This is a genomic window from Brevibacillus fulvus (assembly GCF_016908525.1).
In the GTDB taxonomy this organism is placed as follows: Bacteria; Bacillota; Bacilli; order Brevibacillales; family Brevibacillaceae; genus Brevibacillus_G; species Brevibacillus_G fulvus.
In genome coordinates, this window is record NZ_JAFBEB010000014.1 from 44,751 (window position 1) to 70,168 (window position 25,418).

Below are 25,418 nucleotides of genomic sequence, written 5' to 3' on the forward strand. Positions count from 1 at the left end.
GGTAGATCGGCAGCCTTCTTTGTCTCTTCCAACAGACTTCCCTACTTATTCCGGAACGGAAATGATATAATAAGGAACAAAAACATGCGGCTCGGTCTGCCTTGCCGATCAATGGGTAACATACAATCATAATTGGGAAGGGTTATTTGGTATGCGCCTAATTTGGAATGAGTTGACACCGAAGGACCGCTATCTCGTACGGGTGACCAGACCGTTAAGCTTTGCGGATGCTGGATTTCTCACGCAGCTGTACTTGCCGATCATTGGTGTTGAGGCATTTGCGCTCTACCAATCGCTGGTGCATGAAGTAAACGAACGAAGCGGGGCGGCTGCAGAGCATACGCATCGCGGCTTGATGCTGATGACATCGCTTCCGCTCAATCGGCTGCTGACGGCCCGAGAGCGTCTGGAAGCAATGGGATTGCTGGAGGTAAGACGCCGGGAGAACAGCCATGGCGATTACTTCTACGAATATTTGGTCAAGCCTCCGCTGACGCCAGCCGAGTTTTTTCAAGATCAACTTTTCTCCTTGATGTTATTAAATCAAATCGAAAATATAAGGTATCAGCAGTTGCGTTCACGCTATGCCGATCCGTATGGCGCGGAGCTGGAGCGGGAATTTGAGCAGAGCGAAAATATAACGAAAAGTTTCCACGAGGTCTTCTATTCGCTGAAACCGTCCGAGTTTGAGGTGGAACAAGGGTCAGAACGGGAGTTGTTTCTGGCCGAAATCGAGCGGAATTATCCTCCCGCGAAATTGCAATCACAACCTGCTCCAGCGGCCAATCCTCAGTTAAGCATCACTTCGCTGCGGGTAAATTTGCCCGACAATGCCAATCCGACAGAGGTCCTCTCCAACGACAATATCCAGATCTTTTACAAACTGCTGCACTTTTACCAGTTGGACAGCTGGAGTTTGGGTTACGAGCTGAGCGACTGGACTTTGTACAAAGAGGATGGCAGTCTCGATCTGGAAGCGCTGCGCAAACGTCTGCAGCAAAAGTATGTAGAGGATAAATTGAACCGGCAAGTAGCCGTCTCCGATGATGAGGAGATGACACAGGGAAAGCTGCCTGAACCGAACGGCGGCACGTATGCCCGAATTTGCCGGCAATTGTCGCCATTGGCGCTATTGGAAATTGTGGTGGGCGGTCGGATCAGCCGGCCTTTCCTCGAGCGGGCGGAAGCCTTGATCTTTACCGACGGAATGCCCGCTGAAGTGGTCAATGTCCTGTTGTTGCACACGCTGCAAAGCAAAAATATGGAACTGCCGCGCAACTACATCGAAACGGTGCGGGACAGCTGGAAAGCGAAACAGATCTCCACGGTTGATGAAGCGATCAAGCTGATCATGGATCGGGCGGCTGCGCGCAATCAAGCGGTGGAACGGACGGAAAAAAGCAAAAAGCCGGCGGAGTTTTTCCCGCGCCGCGCAGGGAAACCGGCGGTCATGCAGGACAAGCTGCCAGCTTCGATTCAGCGGCAGCTGGAACGGGAACAGGACAAGGGAGAGGCGCCAGAACGGCCAATTGACGAAAAGGGCAAAACGGTCATGGACGATCCGGAATTGAAAGCATTATTGGAACAATTGAGAAGACGCCAAAAGGGAGTGTAGGGAGAGATGATGGAACAGATCGGTATGTTTATGGAAGAATTGGCGAAGCGAACCCCGCGTCAGTTGCTGAGCCCGGAGCAGCAATTGGATAAAATGCTCCGTTCTTCCCCGTATCTGAAACAATTTCAACAAAAACATCCGGATTTGACGCGTGACGATTATCTTCGTTCCTTGTCGATGGTCTATACGGCGGTTAAAGAGCAATACTGGTGCCAAAATTGCCCCGGACTGGACAAATGCCCCAATATCGTGAAAGGGCACGCGAGCGTACTGGACGCGGACAATCGGACAGTGATCAGCGCGATTGCCCCGTGCGACAAGCAGCTGGCCTTCGAGGAACAGCAGCGGACGCGGAAGTTGATGCGCAGTTACTATATTTCCGAGGAGACGCTTGCCGCCAGTTTCGAAAAGATGGAGATTGATCAGGCCAACAGATTGGCTGTGATGGCGGCGATGCAGTTCTGTGAAGAGTTTGCGGTGGGCAAAAAATTGAAAGGACTGTATATTCACGGCCCGTTTGGCGTGGGCAAAAGCTATTTGATGGGAGCGGTCGCACGCGAACTTTCGCAGCGCAATATCGCCTCCCTGATGGTCTTTGTTCCGGACTTTGTACGGGAGATCAAAGACTCGATCGCGGATCAATCGTATATCGGAAAAATTGAATTGTTAAAAGAAGTGCCGGTACTCATTCTCGATGACATCGGAGCGGAGAATTTGACCCCCTGGATTCGCGACGAGGTGCTGGGCGTAATCTTGCATCAGCGGGCCAATAACCATCTGCCGACTTTGTATACCTCCAATTACTCGCTGGAAGAACTGGAGGAGCATTTGTCGATCAGCAACGGCAACCGGATTGAAGTGACCAAGGCGCGGCGAATTATGGAGCGCATCCGCCACTTTGTCGGCGACTACCTGATCGACGGCGACAACCGCCGGATCATCGGCTGATCGGCAAAAAGTGAGAAAGCTTCCATTTGGAAAACGAGACGATTTCCTGGCATTTGTTCAGCCATTCCAGCATCACCTGACTGTGCACGCCAACCGGATAGGCCGCGATCTGCAAGGAAGCGGCCATGTCCATGGCGCGGGCCAAATGATAATCATGGCTGATCAGCAGGGCGGTCGACAACTGGTGCTGCTCCATGATCTCCTTGCTGTACGCCAGATTTTGGTAGGTTGAGCGGGCCTGGTTTTCCAGGAGAATATACTCCGCGGGAATGCCTTGCTGTACCAGATACCGCTGCATAACGGTTGCTTCGTCGATCTGTTTGCCATCGCCCAATCCGCCGCTGACGATCAAATAAGGGACGTACCCCTGGCGGTACAGTTCAGCCGCCAAGTCGAGCCGTTCCTTCAAGCTTGGACTGGGCTGGTCGCCCCAGACGGCCGCCCCCAGCACAATGCCCACGTCAGCCTGCCGGGGGTGGGCGGTTTTTTCCGTTTCCGCGATCAGGTGCAACACATATCCGCTCCACAGGATCGCCAGAAACAGAAGCAATACAATCAGGCGCAAAAAGCGATTTATCGTTCTCATCTGTTCCTCACCAAATTAAATAGTTGTCGTTTAGGAGAATGCTGTATTATCATACCATTGTTGGTTGGCATTAGCGTACCGGTTCTGTTGCCGTTATCGTTTTATTATGACGGATGCAATGGAAAGAGCGTTACAGGCGAAGCGGATGGAAGCTGCGCCAAGCTGACCGCGATGCCGACATTTCCAAAAAAAGAATGATATTTTTTGTTGCAGATACGTTAGTGATATGCTATACTAATAGTGTAAATGAGGAACAAGTTCCGGGGCATTAGCTCAGCTGGGAGAGCGCTACACTGGCAGTGTAGAGGTCAGCGGTTCGATCCCGCTATGCTCCACCATACATACGATTGTAAAACCCTTGAGAAATCAAGGGTTTTTTGCTGTTTATGAAAGACTACCCCCCACTCAACAGGTTGTTTGGGCGGGGGGGTGACACTAGTGACCTGCCAGACAAATGATTACTCCCATCTAAAGTCGTATTGATCTTTTAAAATATCGATTCTCTGGTCGGCGATTTCAATTGTGTGGTCATCCACCCATTTTGGTTCGGCAGGCGTATTTCCACCAATCCAAAAAACTTTCCGTCGTGTATGATGATCAAATTCAACTTCTCCGATGTAGCTGTAATCAGAATTTAGCAAAGCTCCCCCCATTACGTATATTTTTAACTTGTAGCTACTGTCTGGTGACGCAGTTTCGGACACCACATGAAGCTTAGTTGTATCAATACTTTCAAGACCGGGGTAGAACAGCGCTTTAACACGAGGCAGGATGACAACTATGATCGCGGCAACGACAATGATTAATTTCATTTTCATGTTACTCTCCTCCAGACCCCGATAATTATATACCAACCGATAAAATTCCCGAAACAGGCAAATTTCCCAATATCCAGCACAAAGTTGAGGCTTGCCTAAACGGCACTGCCTCAAATGGAAAAGGAAGACCCGTTACTGCTCCGACCAGAATGCTGGTAGTCAAAAAATTAATTTATCTCTAAAATAGGAGAAGAGAACAACCGAGCAAACAGCAGAAAAAGGCTTCGCCGTGACAAACGTGTTGAAAGCGAGTTTTCGTCATAGGCGAGAGATTGGAACAATCAACCTGAGTCGGCTGCAAAAATACTACGGAGAATGGAGAGGCATCGCATGGCATTTCAAGTTCCAATCACAATCAAGGAAGCAATCGAAAACATACATAGAAAAAAGTATCTGCTGCCGGCCATCCAGCGGGAATTCGTCTGGAATGAAGAGCAAATCGAATGGTTGTTCGATTCGCTGATGCGGGATTTCCCGGTCGGTTCTTTTCTCTTTTGGTATGTACAGAAGGAAAACAGCAAAGAATTCAAGTTTTACGAATTTCTGCGTGATTTTCACGAGAAAAATAACCGGCACAATATGGAAGCCGATATTAGCGGCGAAGAAGATCTTATCGCGATTCTTGACGGACAGCAACGACTGACTTCCCTTTATATTGGCTTGAAGGGAAGCTATGCCGCCAAGCTTCCCAACAAACGCAGGGACAGCGAGGCGTCTTATCCGAAAAAAGAGTTGTATGTAAACCTGCTGAAACCGTCGGAAGAAATCGATTGGGAATATCAGTTTGAATTTTTGACCGCTGACCAGGCAAAAGTGAGGAACGCCACGACGTTTTGGTTTCGGGTCGGCGATATTCTTGACATGAAGGAACATCACGAAGTCAACGACTTTTTGCTGGAAAATGAGCTGACTTTGTATGAAAAAGAAGCTGCCAAGTTTGCCAATCGGACGTTGTTCAAGCTCCATAAAGTCATCCATGAAACGCCATGCATCAATTTTTACCTGGAGAAAGGGAAGGAGCTCGACAAAGTCCTGCAAATCTTCATTCGCGTGAACAGCGGCGGGACTCCGCTCAGCTATTCCGACTTGTTGTTGTCGATTGCGACAGCCCAATGGAAAGAAAAGGACGCGCGGGAAACGATCACGGCTTTTGTCGATGAATTGAATGAGATCGGCGATACGTTTTATTTTGACAAAGACCTGATCTTAAAAACTTGCCTGGTCCTTTGCGACTTTACGGACATCGCTTTTAAAGTCGACAATTTTAATTCCAGCAACATGAAGAAGATTGAACAAGAATGGGATAAAATCGAACAATCGATCCGGCTTGCGGTCGAATTGGTTGCCAGCTTCGGGTTCAACTATAAAACGTTGACCGCGACTTATGTGATCATTCCCATTGCGTACTATTTGTATAAAAAAGACAATCCGAAAAACTATGTGAAATCGGTCAGCACAATCGAAGACAGGAGAAACATTCAAAAGTTTACGACCGTTGCCCTGTTGAAAAAATTGTTCGGCGGTCAACCGGATACTGTCTTGCGCCCGATTCGGGAAATCATCAAAAATCAGCATTCCGCCTTCCCGTTTGATCAGATCAAAGACGGTCTGCGGGTGACGAATAAATCGCTGAAGATGGACGAGGATGAAATAAACGACTTGCTGTATACCAAATATGGCAATAAATATGCGTTTTCCATACTATCGTTGCTTTATCCGACTTTGGACTATACGAATCACTTTCACCAGGATCACATCTATCCGCGAAGCTTGTTAAAATCCGGCGCAAAGCTGAAAAAGCGCGGGTTGGATGATGACGCCATTGCCTATTGCATGGAAAAATACGATTACATCGGGAACTTGCAGTTGATTGAGGGCGTACCCAACCAGCAGAAGTCCGACATGGATATCGATGCCTGGCTGGATACCGTTTGCAAGTCCGCTCAAGAGAAAGCGGACTATCGGAAAAAGCATCTGCTTCCCGATCTCCCCTTGACATTGGACAATTTTGAGCAATTTCTCGAAAAGCGGGAAGAGTTGATCGTCGAGCGGCTCAAAGAAGTTTTGTTGGGGTAGATATGATGAAGAGTTTCGGCAAGACAAATACGTTCAGGTTGGTGCATCAATTTGGAAACAGATAAAAGCAGTAATCATGCGAAAATTACCGGTGATTTCGCCGAACATTTGATTATGTATTGGTTGTCGAAGTACGGGTTCGAATGTGTGCATGTCACCCATACCGGCATCGATCTGATCGCAACGAGAAAATCAACTGGTCAGCGATTGGGGATTTCCGTTAAATCGCGGAGCAGAGAAACCGGCCAAACCGACTACGCTCTGACGATTCGCAATCCCGCTGACGAGCATAAAAAGGTAGACGCTGCTTGTGCCTATTTTGCTTGCGAACCGTACTTTGCCATTGTCATTGATCAGGCAAATTCCATTCGTGCCTATCTCACTTCCAAGGAGAACATCATCAGCAAGTTTGGAGTCAGCCATGCATCCACGCAAAACTGGAATTACAAAAAACTTGAAGCAGATGATCAGACGGTCATGTTTTCGCTTGATTATGGGAAGCAACGTTGGTTTCAATAAACCGTTCGTTTGCCAACCCTTGGGAAACCAGGGGTTTTTCATTTTGCGGCGAGATTGCTTCATGGAGGAGGACTTGTCCCAATGTTTAACATGATCGGTTGGTTGTTGATTCCCTATGTTATGCTTCCGTTTCGCTGGAAGAAGATGAGTTTTGCGAAGCGGATGATCGCGCTTGTCTGGATTGCGGCGATCGCCTTTGCCGTGATCGGGAGAACGGGGACGGAGACAGGGTCGCTCCCGTCTGCTGAGACATCGAGAGGACTGCCTGAGCAGAGCGCAGCGCAAAGCGATCGGGAGGCGCAAGCAGTTCCCCGACAAGCACCGACGGCGGATTCGCAGACGAAGCCCAACGATGCGGAGGAAACTCCAGCAGCGCCGACCGAGGCGAACACAGCGGCTGGTTCAGCAAGTAATACGGCCAATCGGGGCGATTACGACACGGTGATTCATTTTCCGGTGAGCCAATACCCGCAAACGGCAGCTCACATCCAGTCAGCGATTCAGAAGGGGGAGTCGCCGATCTGCACGATTGATCGAAAAGGTGCAGAGGAAAACCGGGAAGAGTCTTTGGCGGGAATTCCGACCAAAACCGGATACGATCGCGATGAATGGCCTATGGCCATGTGTACGGAAGGGGGAGCCGATGCGGATATCGCCTATATTGCTCCTGCCGATAACCGGGGGGCGGGCTCGTGGGTAGGCAATCACTTGGAACACTTTCCAAACGGCACACGAGTCTTGTTCGTCATTGATGGCGGCAAGAGCGAAGCGGTTGCATCAGTGGTGCGAAGCGAGACAGAATCCGGCGTGGACAGTCAAGCGGCAACGCCTGCAGCTGCCGAACACCAGACATCGCCCGCAAAGTCTGTGAACGCCAATCCGCAGACAGTTCAGCAGACAACGCCGGTAGTTTATAAAAATTGCTCGGCCGTTCGAGCGGCCGGCGCGGCTCCACTGCGAGCAGGAGAGCCTGGTTACAGTCGCAAGCTGGACCGGGACGGGGATGGCATCGCCTGCGAATGAAGCTGAGCTGTCGTTTATTCATGGCGAGTGATGATCATGTGCTGCTCTCAAAAGCAGCTGATTGGATGCGTGTAGCGCTCTCTAATCTGGTACAATATAAGTTAATAACGTTGAAAGAGAGTGTAAACAGCATGAAAAACAAGAAACTGGATTTAGAGCAAGTCATGGAAGACTGGGGCAAAGACTTGCGGATGCGAAATGAGTTTTTTAATTATGTGTTGTATGATGGCGGCTATATTCCGAACGGACAAGAAGATTTATTGTATAAAGTGTTTTCGCCGGACACCTATAAAAAGTTTATCGCACCGCAACTCGGGAAAATGAAGATGGACCCGGGAATCGTTTTGCAAAATCCTTACATAAACCTTATCGAGCTGACCAATATCAAAAAAGGCGATTGGAAAATTGACGTGTTTCTGCGGGAACCTTTTCAGCTGCAGCTGGTAGATGCCAAACGGGACGGTCTGAAAATCAAGCCGCGGCTGGGCTACTTTGATATCCCTGTTCCCTACTATCGCTTGACCCGCAACGGAATTCCGTGGATGAGTATCTCCGCTTCGGAAATGCTGACGATGCGGGATGCGGTAGCCGGCGTTTCCGGTCATGTGCTCGTCGCCGGGATCGGGTTGGGTTACTTTCCGTTCATCACCAGTTTGAAAGAATCCGTCAAGAAGATCACTTTGGTGGAAATCGATGAAAATATCATTGAGATTTTTGAAACGAAGATTTTGCCGCAGTTTCCGCGAAAAGAGAAAATCGAAATCGTACACGCCGATGCGATCCAATACTTCCAGGAACACCATCAACAATTTGATTCGCATTTTATCGACATCTGGCAAGGAAGCGATTTTGAATCGGTTAAGCTGTATATGCAATTTAAAGCCGTTGAGCTGCGAGAGGGAACAAAAAATGTCTATCACTGGATTGAGGACAGTTTGCGGGACTTCATTTCCAATCAATTTATGAACTTCATTCGCTATCGTTATTTGAAACTGGACAACTATTACAGCAAACCGTATTTCTTCAAGGATGAGGATATGGAAAAAACGTTCGAGACGATGGGAATCGACAGCCCGACTTCGCAAAAAGCGGTGAGACAACTTATTGCTCATCCCGATCAGGTCATTGATGCGTACATTTTGGCAACCGTATAAACTATTTTTGGCGGTACGCGGCAACACAAGGCAGGTTCAACTATGAACCTGCCTTTTTACGTTCATCCCTGAAAATGGTGCCCGATTTGCCGGGCCAGCTGTTGAAACAGAGCCACTCTGGCTTGGTAGACAGAACGGTTTTCCGGCTGGGGCGTGACGATTCGTTTGCGCGGGATCTGCTGCTTGATCGCGGCCAATGCATCCACTTCGCCGCACGCATACAGTGCCAGCCAGGCTGCTCCCCATGCCGAACTTTGGTGGCTGACCGGCACTTCCACTTCTTGTTGAAACACATCGGCAACGATTTGCAGCCAGAGATCCGAGCGGGAGAAGCCGCCGCTCGCGACGATTTTTTGCGCCGGACCGGCCGCTTTTTCCAGGGATTGTCCGATCAGATAAAGATTGTAGATCACGCCTTCCAGGCAAGCGCGCACCAAGTGCTCGCGTCCATGGCGAATGGATAAACCAAAGAAGCTGCCTCTGGCATGGGGATTCCACAGCGGTGAGCGCTCGCCGTTGAGGTAAGGCAAGAACAGCAGTTCTTCCGCGCCCGGTTCCACTTTTTCAGCCAAGGCAACCAGCGAATCGATCGCTTCCGGCGTTGCCAAAATTTGCTTAAGCCACTGCAAGGTGATCGCCCCATTGTTGGTGGCGCCGCCGATCAAGTAAAGCTGTTCCGTAAAAGGATAGCAAAAAGTTTGCAGCTCGCTGTCCACTGCCGGCGCTGACACCATCTGGCGAATCGCGCCGCTCGTTCCGATCGTGATCGCGACTTCGCCCGGTTCGATCGCGCCAGTTCCCAAATTGGCCAAATGACCGTCGGAGGAGCCGATGACGAACCGGGTGTCTGGCAAAAGCCCTGTTTGTTCGACGATCCGTTTGCTTAAGCCGCTGACGGTTCGATGCGGAGGGACAGGTATCCCCAACTGATCGGCTGTTATGCCCACCAGCGCTAACGATTCCGGATGCCAGGCAAGGGTATGCAGATCAAACATCCCGCTGGAGGCGGCAATCGAGTAATCGACGAGATCGCTGCCCAGCCAACGCGTTAGGAGAAATTCTTTAATGGATAAAAACTTGCTCGCTCGCAAAAAAGGTTCATATCGCTGTTCCTTCATCCACAGCAGCTTGCAGAAGGGCGTCATCGGATGAAGCGGGGTGCCGGTTTGGCGGTACCAATCGATCTTGGGCATTGCCTTCAGCCGCTGAGCTTGCGGGGCGCTTCGCGTATCAGCCCAAGTAAGGGAAGGAGATAACGGCTGTCCAGATTGATCCACGCAGATGAGCGAGTGCATGGCAGACGAGACTCCTACCGCAAGCAGCTGCTTCGGGTCAAGGCGATGCTGATTCAATACATGGCGCAAAGCAAGGATGGCCGCTTTTTCGATTTGCAGCGGGTCTTGCTCCGCCCAGCCCGGTTTTTCCGTAAACAACGGTACTTGCGCTTCCGCTTCGCTTATTACGAAACCTGCCCGATCAAAGGCGACGGCTTTTACGCTGGTGGTGCCAATATCCAGTCCGATTACAAAAGAATGCGACATCGCTCGCGCCTCCCTCTCTGTTCTGTTGCGCCAATCGGCGGACATGGCCGAATGTCTCCATGCTTTCCTCCTTAGCCAACAGTTTTCTTTTCTCCAGAATGGCAAAACAAAGTCCAGAACACAAGAGTGGGGCTAACGTTTTTTCAAGCGGATGCGGGCAATGAGGCTATCATTGACGAATCAGGCATTTTATTATATATACAAAGAACAGTAAGCTTCAATATAACGGCCGATTTGGCAATGGAGGTGTATTCAATGGCAAGCGTTTTCGGTTTGCCTGACACGGGCGCGACCCATGCAAAGCCTGACAGCGGAAAGGCGTACTTTGCGTGGGGCGGACTTTTCATTTGATACGCCTGAGTAACAGCTGCCTTGTTCACTGTTTGGCTTTGCACCTTATTTGAGACTGTAAAAAATAAGGGGCGTGGCAAACGTGAAATACAGGAAAGCAACTGCGGTGTTGCCGGAAAAGCTGATCGCAGAAATCCAGAAATACGTGCAAGGCGAAACGATTTATATCCCCAAACCGGATACTTCCCACGAAAGATGGGGGACTCGTTCCGGTGCCAGAAAACAGCTGGACGAGCGAAATGCCGCGATCCGGCAAGCGTTCAAGCAGGGCAGGTCGATTGGGGAATTGGCCGAACATCATTTTCTATCCGTGGAAACGATAAAAAAAATCGTCTACTCAAAATAAACAATCAGGCAAGCGCCGCTGCGATCAAGCGAGAGCAACGGTGCTTTTTGCTTTTATGGCGAAAACGGTTCTGAAACGATTTCGGCCTATCCGCAAGCGAACGAAACAGATATGCTGAAGGCGTACGATGTTTTTCAATCTAATCCGTTTGGAGGAAATCCGCTTATGGAGCCGTTTATCCGCAACCATCAATATAACTTTATCCGTCAGCAAGTTCGCCACATTCTGGATGCGCTCCGGACTGTGTCCGATCCAAAAGTTCGCGAGGCGGTCAGGTCGAGTGCAGAAGCAAAAGTGGTTGCGGCATTCCCCTGTGCAAGCGGTGAGGAGAAGCAGTGGATCGAGCGAATTTTTTCCCTGAAAAGCGAGGCAGAGTACGAGGAATATCTCGCCGACTTGCTGCCGTATGTCGTCAAATTTCCGCCGGTCTCGGACAAACAGGTCAAAAAGCTGTTTCCAAAAGCCAAAAAGCTGAAAATCCCCAATTGGGAGACACTCGATTTTCGCACCGTGACATATCTTAGCTGGATGGATATCGCGACCCATAAACTTTATCTGATTTATGCGGGAGACGGCGGACTGGTCGGAGTGGAAGGTAACTATACAATGACTCATAAGAAAAATATGTGCTCCTTGTGCAAAGGGTATGGAGAAGTCGCTTTGGTCACGGCAATCACCAAAGCCAAGCCAGCCCACTTGCCTGACTATTACAAAGCGGTGGGAAACTACATGTGTATCGATCATCGGGAATGCAACCGCAGGATAACCGATGTCAGCTATTTGGAGGAGTTTATGCAAAGCGTGCTGAAAAAGTAAACTCTGCCTGCTGATGACTGTCATCAGCGGCTGTTTCTTGCAGAACAGCGAAACCTTTCGTCTGTCAGCCGAGCCTGTCCGCAAACAAGCGGTGCAGGCTTTTCGGTTTGGCATATGCAATGCTGGGAAGGCGTCGTCTCAATCTTCCTATCCAGAACAGAATTTGCTACAATCATAGAGTGCTGTCTTCTGTCAATCTTTTTAAAGCAGGACGTTATACTTAAACGAATTCAGGCAAAATAGACTCTGGCGCCAATCCAGCCAGTCAGAGTGTTGAAAGTGAGTGAACATGAATGGGACGTAAGTGGAACAATATTAAAGAAAAGAAAGCGTCAAAAGACGCCAGCACAAGTCGCATATACGCGAAGTTTGGTAAAGAGATTTATGTGGCCGCCAAGCAAGGTGAACCGGATCCGGAATCCAACCGAGCTCTGAAGGTGGTGCTGGAGCGGGCCAAAACGTACAGCGTGCCGAAAGCGATTATCGATCGGGCGATTGAAAAGGCAAAGGGCGGCGCGGATGAAATGTACGAGGAACTGCGTTATGAAGGTTTCGGTCCAAACGGGTCGATGATCATCGTCGATGCGTTGACCAACAATGTCAACCGGACCGCTTCGGAAGTCCGCGCTGCCTTCAATAAAAACGGCGGAAACATGGGCGTCAGCGGATCGGTTTCCTATATGTTCGACGCTACCGCCGTCATCGGTTTGGAAGGCAAAACTGCGGATGAGGTGCTGGAAATTTTGATGGAAGCAGACGTGGAAGTGCGGGACATCCTGGAAGAAGAGGATGCCGTCATCGTCTATGCCGAACCGGACCAATTCCACGCTGTGCAAGAAGCGTTTAAAAATGTCGGCATTACCGACTTTACCGTTGCGGAAATCACCATGCTGGCGCAAAACGAAGTGACTCTTCCGGAGGATGCGCAAGCACAGTTTGAAAAACTGATCGATGCGCTGGAAGACCTGGATGATGTCCAGCAAGTGTACCACAATGTTGATTTGGGAGAATAAAATAAGCGCTATCGCAATGGAAAGCAGCCTGACGCGCGCAGGTTGCTTTTTTTCTTTCCGTTGCCGGCTTTCTGTTTTGTTTCAAAAAAGTATTTTGTTGGAAAATTAGTCATATTGAACTATAATAGGCATGTTAGGTAAGTTTCCTCTCAGATGACTTCCGAACATTGGCTTCTCTGTTTTTTGTCCAAAGAAACGGGAAAGGGGGATGATTTGGAACAACTCAAGTCGGCTGTTTCTTGAAGAAATCAAGGAAGTAGGTATCAGGATGAAAAAAGTTTTCTCCGGGCTGCTTGCAGCACTATTGATTGTTTCTGTCTTTTTTCCCAATTTGTTGCTTGGCAAGGCAGCTGCCGCCGAACCGGAAAAAGTACTGATTGCACCTGACATGGATCTCTTTACAGACACAGATGTTGCTTCAAACACGACGATTACCTTCAAAGACGGTGTGGTCGAGCCGGGTGTTGACCATATGTTGTTTGCCGGCTACAACTTTTACGAAGGATACGGGGGGCCGCAGCAGGCAGCTTTTCGCTTTCATCTCGGCACAGTCACACGCGCGATCCAGTCGGTTGCGCTGGTGATCCCGGTTCATGAAGCTTCCGCGCACACCCACGCCCCGTATATCGATGTCTACGGTTCTGACGACGACAGTTGGGCTGATCAAGACCAAGTGTTATTGCCAAGCGCGGATGTGTTGATTGCCAGCAAAGTCGAAGGTTTTCAGGGGAATACGACCCGAAAGATTGATGTCAGCTCATATGTAAACGAGCAAATCACATCAGGCGATAACCAAATCAGCCTTCTGCTAAGAGGGCCAATGTCCATACCTCCTGGCGTAGAAGGGGATTATTACCCCTACATCAGTTTTTATGACACCTCCAACACCTCACAGCAGCATGTTGCTCTGGAAATCACCTACGCTCCCAACTCTCCACCTGCAAACATTCAATTGACTCCAAATGTGATAGAGGAGAATCGTCCAAGCGGTTCCCTGGTCGGGACGCTTTCCGCCGAAGATCCGGATGGAGATCCGTTTACATTCAAGCTTGTAACGCACACCGATTTGTTTGAAATTTCCGGCAACCAACTTTATACGAAGCAAATGTTCAATCGCGAGGCGACAGCCAGTTATGACGTCACCGTTGCCGCAGTTGATTCCAATGGACTGAGCGCTGAAAAAAAGTTGACGATCACCGTAGCAGACGTAAACGAGCCGCCGCTCGCTTCCTTTCAAATCAACGGCGGTGCGACGACGACCCAATCTGCCCAAGTCGCTTTGCAGATTACGGCCACTGATCCGGAAAGCGATGCGTTATCGATCAGCTTATCCAACAATAATCTGACATGGAGCGCGTGGGAAGCGCTCGCCGCGCAGAAGCAATGGACGCTTGCATCAGGCGACGGCGCAAAAACCGTCTACCTCAAAGTAAAAGACACGGCAAACAATGAAATTTCCACCCAGCAAACCATCACCTTGGATACAACCCCCCCAACAGGAAGCTTCACGATCAACAATGACACCCTGCTAACGAATACCACCAATGTTACTTTGCAGATTGATGTTGCCGATGCCACGGAAAACGGCACGGAAATGCGCTTTTCCAATGACAACAGCAATTGGAGCCAATGGGAGCCGTATTTGTCGCAAAAAGCTTGGACACTCTCTGCGGGCGATGGCGAGAAGACGGTGTATATGCAACTGCGGGATCAGGCGGCCAATCTGTTCTCCGCAACCGACACGATTCGTCTGGATACGACCAGACCGGTTGTCAGTGGAGTCAGCGACGGGCAAACCTTGGCAGGAGATGTGGTGATTCTTTTTGACGAAGGAACCGCTACCTTGAATGGCACTGCATTCACGAGCGGAACAAAGGTTGAGGCAGAGGGAAACTATACCCTGCGTGTGACCGACGGAGCCGGCAATGAAACCGAGATCCGCTTTGCCATTGACAAGACGGCACCGGCGGGCAAGCTGGTCATCAATCAAGATGATGGCTATACGAATGCGCTCAACGCCGAGCTGACGATTACGTTCCATGATCTTGCTTCGTCTGTGGAGATGCGGCTGGCCAATGAAGGCGAGGATTGGACGGAATGGCGACCGGCAGCAGCGACCGCTCCTTGGACGCTGACAAGCGGTGACGGCAGCAAAACGGTCATGCTGGAGCTGCGAGACGGTGCGGGAAACATCTCCTCCTATACCGACTCGATCGTTTTGGATACGCTTCCGCCGGTTGGAGAAGTTCAAATTGATCAGAATGCGACTTACACCAATTCTCGCAGTGTTGCTTTAACTTTGTCCCATTCTTTTGACACAAGTCCGCTGACCGTGCGATTCTCCAACGATGGCAACGATGGCAACGATTGGAGCGAATGGGCGGAACTTTCGGAAACCGTACAATGGACGTTGTCGGCGGGCGACGGTGAAAAAACCGTGCAGATGGAGTTGCGCGATGCCGCCGGCAACATCACGCGGACGTCCGACAAAATCGAATTGGACCAAACGCCCCCCGTCGTCAGCGGAATCACCGACAATCAAACGGTGAATGCCGATCCGACCATCACCTTTTCGGAAGGGACGGCAACGCTTGACGGGACAGAATTTCTTAGTGGCACCACGGTCAGCGAAGAAGGCACACATACGCTGATCGTGACCGATCCAGCGCAGAATAAGACAACCGTTCGTTTTACGCTGGACAAATCGGCTCCATCGGCGGGAATTGTCATAAATGATGATGCCGATTATACCAGTTCGCCGACAGTCAGCTTGCGGTTTGTGACCAATGACGACCAGACCGGGTTGCAGATGCGGTTGTCAAATGACGGCAGCAACTGGAGCAGTTGGGAGACGTTCCGGCAGGAGAAGAGCTGGGAGCTGGACGATGGTTCCGGATTCGGCGAGCGGTTTGTCTATCTGGAAATCAGGGATGCCGCCGGAAATACCGCATCTGCGCACGATTCGATTATGCTTGATCGCCATCCGCCGCAAGGAACCTTGCAGATCAATGAGAATGCGGCACGTACCCAAACTACCAACGTAACTTTGCAAATAGCGGCAACCGACGAGAGCGGCAGCATAGAAATGCGGTTCTCCAATGACCAAACCAGCTGGAAACCATGGCAGCCGCTGCAAGCGACCTCTGCTTGGCAGCTGGAACAGGCAGACGGTACAAAAACAGTCTATTTGGAACTGCGCGATCGCGCCGGCAATCTTGCTGTTGTCAGCGATTCGATCGAGCTTGATGCAGCCTCGCCGGTCGTGAACGGGGTAACGGATGGCGAGATTTATCAGGAAGCCCCAACGATCACTTTTAATGAAGGGACAGCATCGCTGGATGGGAAAGCGTTTGAAAATGGCAATGCCGTAACCGAAGAAGGCGAGCATACGCTTGTCGTCACCGACGCCGCCGGCAACCAAACGAAGATCGTCTTTACCCTGGATAAAACCGCGCCAACCGGAAGCTTGACGATTAACAACGGAGCGGCGACAACGACAACGGTCAATGTGACGTTGCAGATCTCCGCCAATGATAACCTGACAGCGGTGCAAATGCGCTTTTCCAACGACAATCAAACTTGGTCAACTTGGGAACCGCTCAGTGCCACCAAAAAATGGCAACTGGAAAAACAGAGCGGCGATCAGACGGTCTATCTGGAATTGCGGGATCAAGCGGGAAATCGGACTGGCGTGAATGCTTCGATCATTTACCGGCCAACGAGCCCGACGCCGCCGCCAAGCACTCAGCCGGTTGCCGATGTTTCCCTGAATGAAACGGAGCTGACGCTGCAGACAGGGAAAACATACCGCTTGCGGGCCACGGTAACGCCTGCCAATGCCAGCAATCCGGCAGTCACCTGGGAAAGCAGCGATCCGGAAGTGGCGGAAGTCAATGCAGATGGCAGCGTTACGGCGAAACGAGCGGGAACAGCGGTAATCACTGTCCGAACAGTGGAGGGAGGAAAAACGGACACGTGCGAAATCACCGTGATCGAACCATCTTCCAGCCATTTGGAAGCATCAGCGGACTTCTTGCTCATCAAGCCGAAGCGAACCGTCACTTTCCAAATCTACTATGTATCGGGAGAGAAGCGAATCAATATTACCAAAGACAAAGATACGTCCTACCAGACAGAGGATGATCTTGTCACCGTTCGCTCCGGACAGATCCGCGCCGGCGCAAAAGAAGGGGAAGAGACGATCACCGCAAGCTACAAAGGAGAAGAGCTTACCCTTTCTGTCACCGTTTCTTCTGTCACTGTAAAAAAACTGCGGCCATCAACGAAAGAAACTGTCCTGGAAGAGGGTGACGAACGAGCGTACCGCGTCGAGGCAACCTACAGCGACAAGAGCAGCGATGATGTCACCAAGCTGGCCGAGTGGTCGTCCAGCAATCCCGATGTGCTGGAAGTGAATGAGGAAGGCGAGGTCATCGCCAAGCAAAGCGGCACGGCTGTCATTACGGTACGCTATGGCGGGAAAAAAGCGGCCATTCGCGCGCTTGTCGTCAAGGAAGCGAAACCGAAAAAGCTGGATGCCGAACGCAGTTCTTTGCAATTAAAACCGGATGAAGAGGAACAGGTTGCAGTAAACGCGGTTTATGAGAAAGGGTATGAAGAAGAAATAGCCGCTGAGGCGGAATGGGAGTCGGAAGATGCGCAAATCGTCTCGGTCAGCAAAGGGGAGTTTACGGCGAAGTCTCCAGGCCGGACGAAGGTCAGTGCCCGTTACAAAGGGCGTGAGATCACCTTTACGGTCACCGTTGCCAAACCGGCTGTGAAAAGCTTGCAGGCTTCCGAAAAACAGATGGTTCTCGAAGAAGATGATGAACGGCAGCTTCACGTCAAGGCGGCTTTCGCGGATCATAGCAGCGAAGAGGTCACTGCTGAAGCCGATTGGTCATCAAGCGATGAGGACGTAGTGGAAGTGAGCGAAGCGGGCGAGGTCACCGCCAAGAAAAACGGAGAAGCGGTTGTCACAGCAGAGTACGAAGGAGAACGGGCTGAAATCGAGATTCTCGTCGTGGGAGATAAAGCACCTGCCGAATTGCAGGTAGACCGCTCCATTCAGCTTGCGATAGATGAGAGTGAAACGGTTCAGGTTTTGGCCGACTACAAAAGAGGTTATGAACTGGATGTCACCAAACAGGCGGAATGGCGCTCCGCTGATGAAACGATTGCGACCGTTCGCAAGGGGAAAATTGAGGCGATCGCTGAAGGAGAAACGGAAATTACGGTCAGCTATCGCGGTTTGACAGAAACGATCAAGGTGAAGGTGCGAACTTAACGGAAAGTGCCAGGCTGACTGGCACTTTCTTGACCGTCTGCTGAACAGGCTGGCCTGGCGAGGCATACAAACGGAAGGCAAATCAAGCGAATTGCGCCAGGCAGAGACGAGCCTATTGAATCGAAAGGGAAGCTGAGGAGGATGCGGAATGGAACCTTATGTGGGAGAAATCAGAATGTTTGCCGGCAATTTCGCCCCGGTCGGTTGGGCGATTTGTGACGGAAGTTTGCTGGCGATCGCCGAGTACAGCGAGCTGTTTGCACTGATCGGCACGACGTATGGCGGCGATGGCCAGACGTCTTTTGCCTTGCCGGACCTGCGGGGACGACTGCCTGTCCACCAAGGGGAGAACCCCGAGACCCAGACTGTCCATCTGCTGGGCGAAATGGGAGGAACGGAACAAGTAACGCTGACGGTTGCGCAATTGCCGGCGCATACCCATCAGCCGGTTGCCGCTTCGCCGGCGAGCCAAACGAGTCCGGAAGGCGCATTTTGGGCGGCCGGACCGAATTTTTTCACGACGGAAGCACCGAACGCCGAGATGGACCCTGCCGCCATCTCCAGTTTCGGCGGAAACCAGCCGCATGACAATATAATGCCGTATGGAACCGTCAGCTTTATTATTGCGCTTTTTGGAATCTTTCCGACAACGGAATAAAGCATACACTGGCGAGGAGGAATCAAAAATGCCATTTTTGGGTGAGATCCGTTTGTTTAGTTTTGGTTTGGTCCCGCGCGGCTGGGTTCCCTGTGACGGACGATTGCTGCCGATCATGCAAAATCAGGCGCTTTATTCCCTGCTGGGTACAACCTACGGAGGAGATGGACAGTTGAACTTTGCTCTGCCCGACTTGCGGGGAAAAGTGCCGGTGCACCCCGATTATGAACATAAAACGATCATGCTTGGGCAAAAAGGCGGAGAAGAATCGCACCGATTGACAATTATGGAGATGCCCCAACATACGCATACGGCAGCTTGCAGTACGGAAACAGCGAATAACAAAACAGCAGCATCCAACATTTGGGCGAAAACAAACTCCGACAGCTACGGAACGAGTGCGGTTGGCTTGATGAGCATGGAAGCGGTTAGCTCGGTCGGAGGCAATCAGCCTCATCCCAATATGCAACCGTACACCGTCGTCAATTTTTGCATTGCCGTAAGCGGGGAGTACCCGTTACAAAATTAAAGGAGGCTGAGTCAGCATGCCAGAACCGTTTTTGGGTGAAATACGCATTTTTTCCGGAAACTTTGCCCCGCATGGCTGGGCATTTTGCAATGGACAACTGTTGCTGATTAGTCAAAATACGGCACTCTTTTCCATCTTGGGGGTAATGTATGGGGGAGACGGGAAGACGACGTTTGCCTTGCCCAATCTGAATGGCAGAGCTCCCATGCAGTGGGGCCAGGGACCGGGTTTGCAAGCAAGAGCAATTGGCGAAACCGGAGGAGCAGCGACTGTCACCTTGACCGGCTCACAGGTGCCGCGTCACTCCCACCTTGCCAAAGCGGGTTCGATTGCCAATTCGGCAACCCCGGTCGATTCCGTTTGGGCCAACGGCAGCCGGTATGGCGAAGCCGCGTATGTCCCGAGTCCGAATGGCACGCAAACTTTGAACGCGCAAGCCTTGAACCATTCAGGAGCAACAGCCCCGCATAATAATCAGCAACCCTATCTGGCAACGAATTTCATAATCGCGCTGCAGGGGGTCTTCCCTTCCCGCGGCTAACCTGTTCACCAACTGGAAGCCCCCTGCCTGGGACCAATCTGCAAGGTTGGTCCTTTTTCTTTTGGGGGATTAATCATCATTGGAAAAATCAATAAAGGAGACTTTTTTGAAGCCCGATCTATAAAACAAATGATAAAAACTTTCTTTCAGTTCCTGGAAAATATTTTGTTTCCGAACATCGTTTTTCGAATATCGCACATGTAATTCATATTCGCTCGGATTGATTGTCGATATATTCTGATTGTAAGTCCGCAAGAAGTCGACATACTCGGAAGAAAGAAACGTTCTGAGAATGACAACATTAAAGATCGCCTGCGAGGCATCAACTGACACCAGATAGCTTTTTCCCAATAAAGCCAACCCCTAACGGAAATCTTATGATGTTTTCTTTTATTTTACGACAATTTTTGACAAAGTAAATGGGAGATCGCGAAAGAAAAAAAGACCGACGCGAAGTCGATCAATTGTCTTGATTCGGTTGTGCTTTGAAAAAATTGAGCACCCAGCCGATTCCGTTCAGTTTGTCCGTGACTTGTCCGTGCAAAGCGCCAAAAAACGTATCCTGCAATTCAACGGTAACCTCCCCTTCCTTCTTGAGGGCCTCATAAATGCTTCTGATTTCCTGCTCGCTGTCACATTGCAGCATGATTTTGGCCTGTTTCGCTTCGGGTTCCCGTCCATACGAATCGGAAAAATGGAGGATGCTGTCGCCAAGATGCAGCTCGGCATGCAAAATTTTCCCGGCATGTTCCTGCAAGATTTTGATTTCACCGCCAAACACCGCGTGATAATACGAAAGCGAATCTTTCACGTTCGCAACGATTAAATAAGGACTTGCCTGTTTCACGCGTTCACCCTCCCGTCAACTCCGTTTGAATTTCCTAGCAAAAGTCTCACCCTCACTTGCAAGCATTATACAGGTGCTCCCAAACATTGCTGCTTTCTGGTGAAAAGCAAGTATGCTAGACTAGCGGAAGGGAACAAATGTTCTGGGATGGAGGGTGAACGATGGCAAAACCCGTCTACGAAGAAATCACGGCCAAGCAGCTGATGAACCGCGTGAAAGGGGACAGCATGCCATTCGAGTGGTCGATCAATCCGTATCGGAGGTGCTCACACGGCTGCAGCTTCTGTTATGCCAGAGGAACGCATACTTTTTTGGGCATGGAAGCTGACGATTCTTTTCAGCATCATATTTTTATAAAAGCGAACGCCGCGGAAGCTTTGGAGCTGCACTGCGCCAGGCTTATCCTCACTTGCTGTCCCGCTATATCAACCTGCATCGCGGCACCTATCCGGATCAGCGATATGTGTCCAGGTTGCGCCAGCAGCTGCAATTGCTGGCGGAGAAATATGCTCTCCCCGCGAGTCCTGTTGACGCGACACCGCTTCAGCCAACTGCAAACGATGAGGAAAATTCGCCGTCTCCCGCGATCGGCGAGCAGCTTTCCTTTTCGTTTTAGTCCGCAAAGATACTGAAAGAGAACCGCCGGATCGCTTCGGCTTTTGACATTTCCCTGACACATTCCCCCTTTATCATTGTTTTGTCTAAACTTAGGAGGTTTTGACTTTTTTCAACGAGTTTTCTGCGATTTGGTATAATGAACGACAAGAAAAGAGGGGGATTATGAAAAGCATTTTGATTGTTGAGGATGAACTTCCCATCTCGCGTGTATTGAAAGCTTATCTGGAAAAAGCGAACTACATCGTGGAGCAAGCGTTTACCGGCGACGAAGCATTGGTCAAGTTTGACTCGCTGAATCCTTCGCTCGTTCTGCTCGACGTCATGCTTCCGGGACAAGATGGTTGGACGATCTTGGACTATATCCGCGCCCGCAGCGCTTGCCCGGTGATCATGCTGACCGCTCTCGGCCAGATTGATGACAAACTGACCGGACTCAATCAAGGAGCGGATGACTATATTACCAAGCCGTTTATTGCCGATGAAGTGGTGGCGCGGGTTCAAGCCGTACTCCGGCGCTCCGCCAACATCCTGGAAGACGATGAAGCGAAGGCATACGGCAGTTTGCGGGTTGATTTTAAGGCGCATTCTGTCAAGCTGCATGGCGCCGAACTGAGTTTCACTCCTCGCGACTTGTCGTTGTTTTTGTTTTTGGCTCAACATCCCAATCAGATGTTTACCCGCGAGCAACTGATTGAAAATGTATGGGGAATAGATTATGAAGGCAGTGACCGGGCGGTAGATCTGGCTGTGAAACGAATTCGGAAAACGATTGAAAATTGGCCGGAGTCGGAAGGCGAAATCAAAACTTATCGGGGATTGGGGTATAAATTCTGTGTTTACGAGGCATAATCGACAGTCATTGTTAAGGTACTGGACGACGCGGTATGTCATTACGCTTTGTATCGGATTGCTCGTCATCGGGATTATTTCCGGCTTATGGATTCAGTACAACGAAGCGGAGAAACGGTTGAATATGATGAGCCTGATGGCGGAGGAGATCGCCGAGCGCATCGTCGATACAAACGGAGAATTAAGCATCGGTCCGTTTTTGGGCGGTTTTTTCAACAGGCGGCTTCCGTTTTTGCATCTGGAAGATAAGCCGCTGTTTTTTATCATTGATCAACAGAAACAGGTCATTTTTGCCGACCCGCCCCAGGGGAAAATGGGCGATGGCCCGCTGATGGACATCAAGATGATTCTGGACGACCAGACAAACATCGGGAAAACCGAGAACAAACATGGCGGAAACATGTTTTTTGTCAAACGGGAAGTGGAGACCGACGGCCACACCATCGGCTGGGTTGTCCTGCTTTCACCCGAAAAAGAGATCACCCAGAGCAAGTCGGAAATGCAGCTGTTAATCACGCTGTTGGGGAGTCTTGCTTTGCTCGGCTGGATCGTCATTTATTTGTTTGTGAAAAAGCTGGCGACGCCGATCAAGGATGTGGCCGATGCCGCCAAGCAAATCGTCAAAGGAAACTACCGGGTGAATCTGCAGCGAGAGGTCAAAGAGCAGGAATTGGCGGAACTTCTCGAGTCTTTTAGAAATATGGCGGACAGGCTGGCGCAATTGGAGAGCATGCGGACGGAATTGCTGGCCGGCGTGACGCATGAATTGAAAACGCCGGTTACGTCGATCAGCGGGCTGGTTCAGGCCGTCAAGGATGATATTGTGACGGGAGAAGAAGCGAAAGAATTTTTGGAGATTTGTACGAAGGAAACCGGAAAATTGCAAAAGATGGTCGAGGATCTGCTTGAATTCAACTCCTTTACGGTCGGTAACGTACGGATACGCAAGGAACATCTCGATTTGCCCCAGTTGATTCAAGAGATTGCGCATCAGTGGGAAATTGTTCAGGATGAGAACACCGTTGTCGTACATCTGGACATGCCGGACAAAACGCTGATGCTGCATACCGATCCATTGCGAGTGCAACAAATTTTGTACAACTTGCTGAACAACGCCAAACAGGCCAGCAAAGGAATCGCCGAGATCAACATCAGGCTTTACGAAACCGGACAGGGCATCGCGATTGAGGTTCGCGACTGCGGCAGCGGAATTCCGCGCGAAGAGCAGTCGCTGATCTTTGAAAAGTTTTTCCGCGGAGAAGCCAAAAAACACAAAGTGCGCGGATTGGGACTGGGACTGCCGTTCAGCAGATTGTTGGCCCAGGCATTGGGCGGCGATTTGCAATTAACCGAAAGCTCGGAAAAGGGAACAACCTTCACCTTGAGCATTCCTGCCTTGTAATAGCAAAAACGCTACGCTCGACCAGCAAAACGGCTGGGGATGGGATTATCAAAATAAATAAGGGAAAAAGAAGCGGAGAGCACTGACAGGTGCTCTTTTTATTTTGCAAAAAATCCGCTTGATTTGGATTGGCCAAGAACATGAGCAGCGAGCGACGCGGCACGGGGATCAGCCGCGCAACCGATGAAAGAACGGCGCAGCGGCGCGTTGGGATTTTGTTTGGCAAAATGAAGCGGCTCTGACATTCTCCTGACATATTCCCCCTTTATAGTTGTTTGAGTAAGCCGCAATCATCCACTTACATCCAGTTCATAAAGAAGGGAAGATTCACATGACTGAAATAGGCAAAACGAAAGGAAGTAAATGGTTTTCGCTCAAACATAAAAAGAAATGGCTGGCCATTGGCCTGGGGGTTGTCCTCGTATGCGCCGGCAGCATTTATGCTTATGAAAAAATGTCCGCATCGCCGGCAACGCGCAGTCTGACGAGGACGGTTGCAGTTGAACGGGGCGATGTGACAGAAACGGTTACGGCCTCGGGGACTGTTCAGGCCTCCAGGCGGGTGGAACTTTCTTTCTCCGATGACGAAACGACGGTTTCCGCGATTTACGTCAAAGTAGGGGACACGGTGAAGCAAGGACAGTTGCTGGCCAAACTGGATGAGACCAAGGCAGCCGCCAACGTCCGCGATGCTCAAGCCACGCTCTTGTCGGCCCAGGCTGAATTGGCAGAGGCGAAAAAGCCAAAAACAACGGCTGAAATGAATGCGCTGCAAGCGCAAGTGAACCAAGCCAAAGCTGCCTTGGAGACTGCGCAAAAATCCTACGATCAGCAAAAAGCAGACAATGATTTGGCCAAAGCCAAAGCGACTTTAGCCAGTGCGCAAAAAAATTACAATACACAAAAGGCGTTGTATGACGCGGGAGCTGTCTCGAAGAGTGAGCTCGATGATGCCAAAGACAGTTTGGATCAAGCGCAAATCGAATACGACAATGCCGTATTGTCCAAAAGTCAAACGCAGGGAGAAGCCAAAACGAGCGTGGAATCGGCCCAAGCTGATTATGAAACCGCCCTGCAAGAGCTAACCGACGCCAAAGCCGGACCGGATGAGGCAACCGTCCTGTCGGCACAGGCGAAGGTGACGCAGGCGCAAGCGCAATTGGACGAAGCGCAAAAAACATTGGAAGATTTGACCGTAAAAGCGCCGATCGATGGCATCGTGACAGCGATTGAAGGGGATGTCGGGGAGATTCCATCCAATCCGTTTATCGTCCTGGATAACTCCAATGCGGATACCTTGGAAGTCTCGGCGCAAATCAGCGAGAGCGATATTGGCAAAGTAAAAGAAGGCTTGGCGGCGACATTGACGACCAGCTCTTATTCAGACAAACAGTTTAGCGGCAAAGTGACGCTGGTTTATCCGGAAGCAACAACAGATTCGGGGGTCACGACATACGAAGTTTTGCTTGCGGTCGATAACAAGGAAGGCTTGCTGAAAACAGGAATGACGATGAATGTCACAATCACGGTCGGAACGCATCAAAATGTGCTGTATGTTCCACCGGCTGCTTTGCAAGCGCAAAATGGCAAAGACGGTGTCTATCTGGCAACGGCATCAGCCGACGGCAGCACGAACAAATCCGGTCTGGCGGTTCCGTTCAAATTCCAGGAAGTCAGCACAGGTTACTACAGTTCGGACAAAGTGGAGATTACTTCCGGTCTGAACGAGGGAGATCAAGTCGTGATCGTCTCCAGCGCCAGCAGTTCTACTTCATCTTCGAACAGCAAAAACAGTCAAATGCCGGGAATGGGTGGCGTGCCGGGAATGGGCGGAATGGCACCGACGGGCGGCGGCTCAACTGGAAGGAGAAACTGATCGCG

General features: G+C 50.5%; 21 protein-coding genes, 1 tRNA gene and 1 pseudogene. 19 read left to right on the top strand and 4 right to left on the bottom strand.

The window, feature by feature from the left end:
• Positions 1 to 151 precede the first annotated feature (151 nt).
• Positions 152 to 1,615 carry a replication initiation and membrane attachment family protein gene (locus JOD01_RS16445; RefSeq protein WP_204519406.1) on the top strand — a complete coding sequence of 488 codons (1,464 nt, stop codon included), beginning with the start codon at positions 152 to 154 and terminating at the stop codon, positions 1,613 to 1,615.
• 9 nt (positions 1,616 to 1,624) lie between these two features.
• On the top strand, positions 1,625 to 2,563 hold the full coding sequence (gene dnaI / locus JOD01_RS16450; protein WP_204519443.1) for a primosomal protein DnaI: 939 nt from the start codon (positions 1,625 to 1,627) through the stop codon (positions 2,561 to 2,563).
• Here the strand turns inward: dnaI and JOD01_RS16455 are convergent.
• Entirely contained in the window at positions 2,553 to 3,149 is a 597-nt protein-coding gene (locus tag JOD01_RS16455) for a YdcF family protein (protein ID WP_204519407.1), read from the bottom strand. The genes dnaI and JOD01_RS16455 overlap by 11 nt on opposite strands.
• Positions 3,150 to 3,411: 262 nt before the next feature.
• Here JOD01_RS16455 and JOD01_RS16460 point away from each other — a divergent pair.
• Positions 3,412 to 3,487: transfer RNA gene (locus tag JOD01_RS16460), tRNA-Ala, on the top strand.
• Positions 3,488 to 3,607: 120 nt separating this feature from the next.
• On the opposite strand, the gene JOD01_RS16465 is transcribed toward JOD01_RS16460, so the two are convergent.
• Complete coding sequence (locus JOD01_RS16465; protein ID WP_204519408.1) at positions 3,608 to 3,967, bottom strand: DUF5412 family protein; 360 nt, start codon at positions 3,965 to 3,967, stop codon at positions 3,608 to 3,610.
• Positions 3,968 to 4,297: 330 nt separating this feature from the next.
• On the opposite strand from JOD01_RS16465, the gene JOD01_RS16470 reads away from it, so the two are divergent.
• The 4 genes from JOD01_RS16470 (at position 4,298) to JOD01_RS16485 (ending at position 8,739) form a co-directional block, all read left to right on the top strand.
• Positions 4,298 to 6,043, top strand: a complete 1,746-nt coding sequence (locus tag JOD01_RS16470) for a DUF262 domain-containing protein (protein ID WP_204519409.1) — start codon at positions 4,298 to 4,300, stop codon at positions 6,041 to 6,043.
• 51 nt (positions 6,044 to 6,094) lie between these two features.
• Positions 6,095 to 6,562: a hypothetical protein gene (locus JOD01_RS16475; protein ID WP_204519410.1), complete on the top strand. Its 468-nt coding sequence runs from the start codon at positions 6,095 to 6,097 to the stop codon at positions 6,560 to 6,562.
• An 81-nt stretch (positions 6,563 to 6,643) separates the two neighbouring features.
• Complete coding sequence (locus tag JOD01_RS20010; RefSeq protein WP_338028576.1) at positions 6,644 to 7,585, top strand: excalibur calcium-binding domain-containing protein; 942 nt, start codon at positions 6,644 to 6,646, stop codon at positions 7,583 to 7,585.
• Between the two features lie 131 nt (positions 7,586 to 7,716).
• Positions 7,717 to 8,739, top strand: a complete 1,023-nt coding sequence (locus tag JOD01_RS16485) for a spermine/spermidine synthase domain-containing protein (RefSeq protein ID WP_204519411.1) — start codon at positions 7,717 to 7,719, stop codon at positions 8,737 to 8,739.
• A gap of 62 nt (positions 8,740 to 8,801) precedes the next feature.
• Here JOD01_RS16485 and JOD01_RS16490 read toward each other — a convergent pair whose 3' ends face one another.
• On the bottom strand, positions 8,802 to 10,280 hold the full coding sequence (locus JOD01_RS16490; protein ID WP_204519412.1) for a gluconokinase: 1,479 nt from the start codon (positions 10,278 to 10,280) through the stop codon (positions 8,802 to 8,804).
• Between the two features lie 433 nt (positions 10,281 to 10,713).
• Here JOD01_RS16490 and JOD01_RS16495 point away from each other — a divergent pair, with 433 nt between their 5' ends.
• The 7 genes from JOD01_RS16495 to JOD01_RS16525 all read left to right on the top strand — a co-directional run bounded on the left by JOD01_RS16495 (position 10,714) and on the right by JOD01_RS16525 (position 19,821).
• Complete coding sequence (locus JOD01_RS16495) at positions 10,714 to 10,977, top strand: CD3324 family protein (protein WP_204519413.1); 264 nt, start codon at positions 10,714 to 10,716, stop codon at positions 10,975 to 10,977.
• Between the two features lie 165 nt (positions 10,978 to 11,142).
• On the top strand, positions 11,143 to 11,793 hold the full coding sequence (locus tag JOD01_RS16500; protein WP_239565525.1) for a FusB/FusC family EF-G-binding protein: 651 nt from the start codon (positions 11,143 to 11,145) through the stop codon (positions 11,791 to 11,793).
• A 293-nt stretch (positions 11,794 to 12,086) separates the two neighbouring features.
• Positions 12,087 to 12,806: a YebC/PmpR family DNA-binding transcriptional regulator gene (locus JOD01_RS16505; RefSeq protein WP_204519415.1), complete on the top strand. Its 720-nt coding sequence runs from the start codon at positions 12,087 to 12,089 to the stop codon at positions 12,804 to 12,806.
• Positions 12,807 to 13,074: 268 nt separating this feature from the next.
• Entirely contained in the window at positions 13,075 to 18,093 is a 5,019-nt protein-coding gene (locus JOD01_RS16510) for a cadherin repeat domain-containing protein (RefSeq protein WP_204519416.1), read from the top strand.
• A 148-nt stretch (positions 18,094 to 18,241) separates the two neighbouring features.
• Positions 18,242 to 18,751 carry a phage tail protein gene (locus tag JOD01_RS16515; RefSeq protein WP_204519417.1) on the top strand — a complete coding sequence of 170 codons (510 nt, stop codon included), beginning with the start codon at positions 18,242 to 18,244 and terminating at the stop codon, positions 18,749 to 18,751.
• Positions 18,752 to 18,779: 28 nt separating this feature from the next.
• Positions 18,780 to 19,280 carry a phage tail protein gene (locus JOD01_RS16520; RefSeq protein ID WP_204519418.1) on the top strand — a complete coding sequence of 167 codons (501 nt, stop codon included), beginning with the start codon at positions 18,780 to 18,782 and terminating at the stop codon, positions 19,278 to 19,280.
• A gap of 16 nt (positions 19,281 to 19,296) precedes the next feature.
• A complete protein-coding gene (locus JOD01_RS16525) occupies positions 19,297 to 19,821 on the top strand; it encodes a phage tail protein (protein WP_204519419.1) in 525 nt (174 codons plus the stop codon).
• Between the two features lie 460 nt (positions 19,822 to 20,281).
• On the opposite strand, the gene JOD01_RS16530 is transcribed toward JOD01_RS16525, so the two are convergent.
• Positions 20,282 to 20,668 (bottom strand): VOC family protein, encoded by a 387-nt coding sequence (locus JOD01_RS16530; RefSeq protein WP_204519420.1) that lies wholly within the window; start codon positions 20,666 to 20,668, stop codon positions 20,282 to 20,284.
• A gap of 161 nt (positions 20,669 to 20,829) precedes the next feature.
• Between JOD01_RS16530 and JOD01_RS19760 the strand changes: the two are divergent.
• The 5 genes and pseudogenes from JOD01_RS19760 to JOD01_RS16550 form a co-directional block, all read left to right on the top strand.
• Positions 20,830 to 21,051 (top strand): annotated as a pseudogene (locus JOD01_RS19760) (SPL family radical SAM protein); the annotation flags it as partial.
• A gap of 26 nt (positions 21,052 to 21,077) precedes the next feature.
• Complete coding sequence (locus tag JOD01_RS16535) at positions 21,078 to 21,284, top strand: hypothetical protein (RefSeq protein ID WP_204519421.1); 207 nt, start codon at positions 21,078 to 21,080, stop codon at positions 21,282 to 21,284.
• Positions 21,285 to 21,448: 164 nt separating this feature from the next.
• A complete protein-coding gene (locus JOD01_RS16540) occupies positions 21,449 to 22,135 on the top strand; it encodes a response regulator transcription factor (RefSeq protein ID WP_204519422.1) in 687 nt (228 codons plus the stop codon).
• A complete protein-coding gene (locus JOD01_RS16545; RefSeq protein ID WP_204519423.1) occupies positions 22,119 to 23,537 on the top strand; it encodes an ATP-binding protein in 1,419 nt (472 codons plus the stop codon). The genes JOD01_RS16540 and JOD01_RS16545 overlap by 17 nt, the downstream gene beginning before the upstream one ends.
• A gap of 331 nt (positions 23,538 to 23,868) precedes the next feature.
• The gene (locus tag JOD01_RS16550; RefSeq protein ID WP_204519424.1) at positions 23,869 to 25,413 is read left to right on the top strand and encodes an efflux RND transporter periplasmic adaptor subunit; all 1,545 of its coding nucleotides are present in this window, start codon (positions 23,869 to 23,871) and stop codon (positions 25,411 to 25,413) included.
• Positions 25,414 to 25,418: the final 5 nt, after the last annotated feature.

What these genes read in the sequence shown, in the direction of transcription:
- JOD01_RS16490 (WP_204519412.1), bottom strand. Translation starts at nt 10,280, where the DNA reads ATGTCGCATTCTTTTGTAATCGGACTGGATATTGGCACCACCAGCGTA.
- dnaI (WP_204519443.1), top strand. Translation starts at nt 1,625, where the DNA reads ATGGAACAGATCGGTATGTTTATGGAAGAATTGGCGAAGCGAACCCCG.
- JOD01_RS20010 (WP_338028576.1), top strand. Translation starts at nt 6,644, where the DNA reads ATGTTTAACATGATCGGTTGGTTGTTGATTCCCTATGTTATGCTTCCG.
- JOD01_RS16515 (WP_204519417.1), top strand. Translation starts at nt 18,242, where the DNA reads ATGGAACCTTATGTGGGAGAAATCAGAATGTTTGCCGGCAATTTCGCC.
- JOD01_RS16540 (WP_204519422.1), top strand. Translation starts at nt 21,449, where the DNA reads ATGAAAAGCATTTTGATTGTTGAGGATGAACTTCCCATCTCGCGTGTA.
- JOD01_RS16550 (WP_204519424.1), top strand. Translation starts at nt 23,869, where the DNA reads ATGACTGAAATAGGCAAAACGAAAGGAAGTAAATGGTTTTCGCTCAAA.
- JOD01_RS16500 (WP_239565525.1), top strand. Translation starts at nt 11,143, where the DNA reads ATGGAGCCGTTTATCCGCAACCATCAATATAACTTTATCCGTCAGCAA.
- JOD01_RS16525 (WP_204519419.1), top strand. Translation starts at nt 19,297, where the DNA reads ATGCCAGAACCGTTTTTGGGTGAAATACGCATTTTTTCCGGAAACTTT.
- JOD01_RS16485 (WP_204519411.1), top strand. Translation starts at nt 7,717, where the DNA reads ATGAAAAACAAGAAACTGGATTTAGAGCAAGTCATGGAAGACTGGGGC.
- JOD01_RS16505 (WP_204519415.1), top strand. Translation starts at nt 12,087, where the DNA reads ATGGGACGTAAGTGGAACAATATTAAAGAAAAGAAAGCGTCAAAAGAC.
- JOD01_RS16470 (WP_204519409.1), top strand. Translation starts at nt 4,298, where the DNA reads ATGGCATTTCAAGTTCCAATCACAATCAAGGAAGCAATCGAAAACATA.
- JOD01_RS16465 (WP_204519408.1), bottom strand. Translation starts at nt 3,967, where the DNA reads ATGAAAATGAAATTAATCATTGTCGTTGCCGCGATCATAGTTGTCATC.
- JOD01_RS16510 (WP_204519416.1), top strand. Translation starts at nt 13,075, where the DNA reads ATGAAAAAAGTTTTCTCCGGGCTGCTTGCAGCACTATTGATTGTTTCT.
- JOD01_RS16445 (WP_204519406.1), top strand. Translation starts at nt 152, where the DNA reads ATGCGCCTAATTTGGAATGAGTTGACACCGAAGGACCGCTATCTCGTA.
- JOD01_RS16520 (WP_204519418.1), top strand. Translation starts at nt 18,780, where the DNA reads ATGCCATTTTTGGGTGAGATCCGTTTGTTTAGTTTTGGTTTGGTCCCG.
- JOD01_RS16455 (WP_204519407.1), bottom strand. Translation starts at nt 3,149, where the DNA reads ATGAGAACGATAAATCGCTTTTTGCGCCTGATTGTATTGCTTCTGTTT.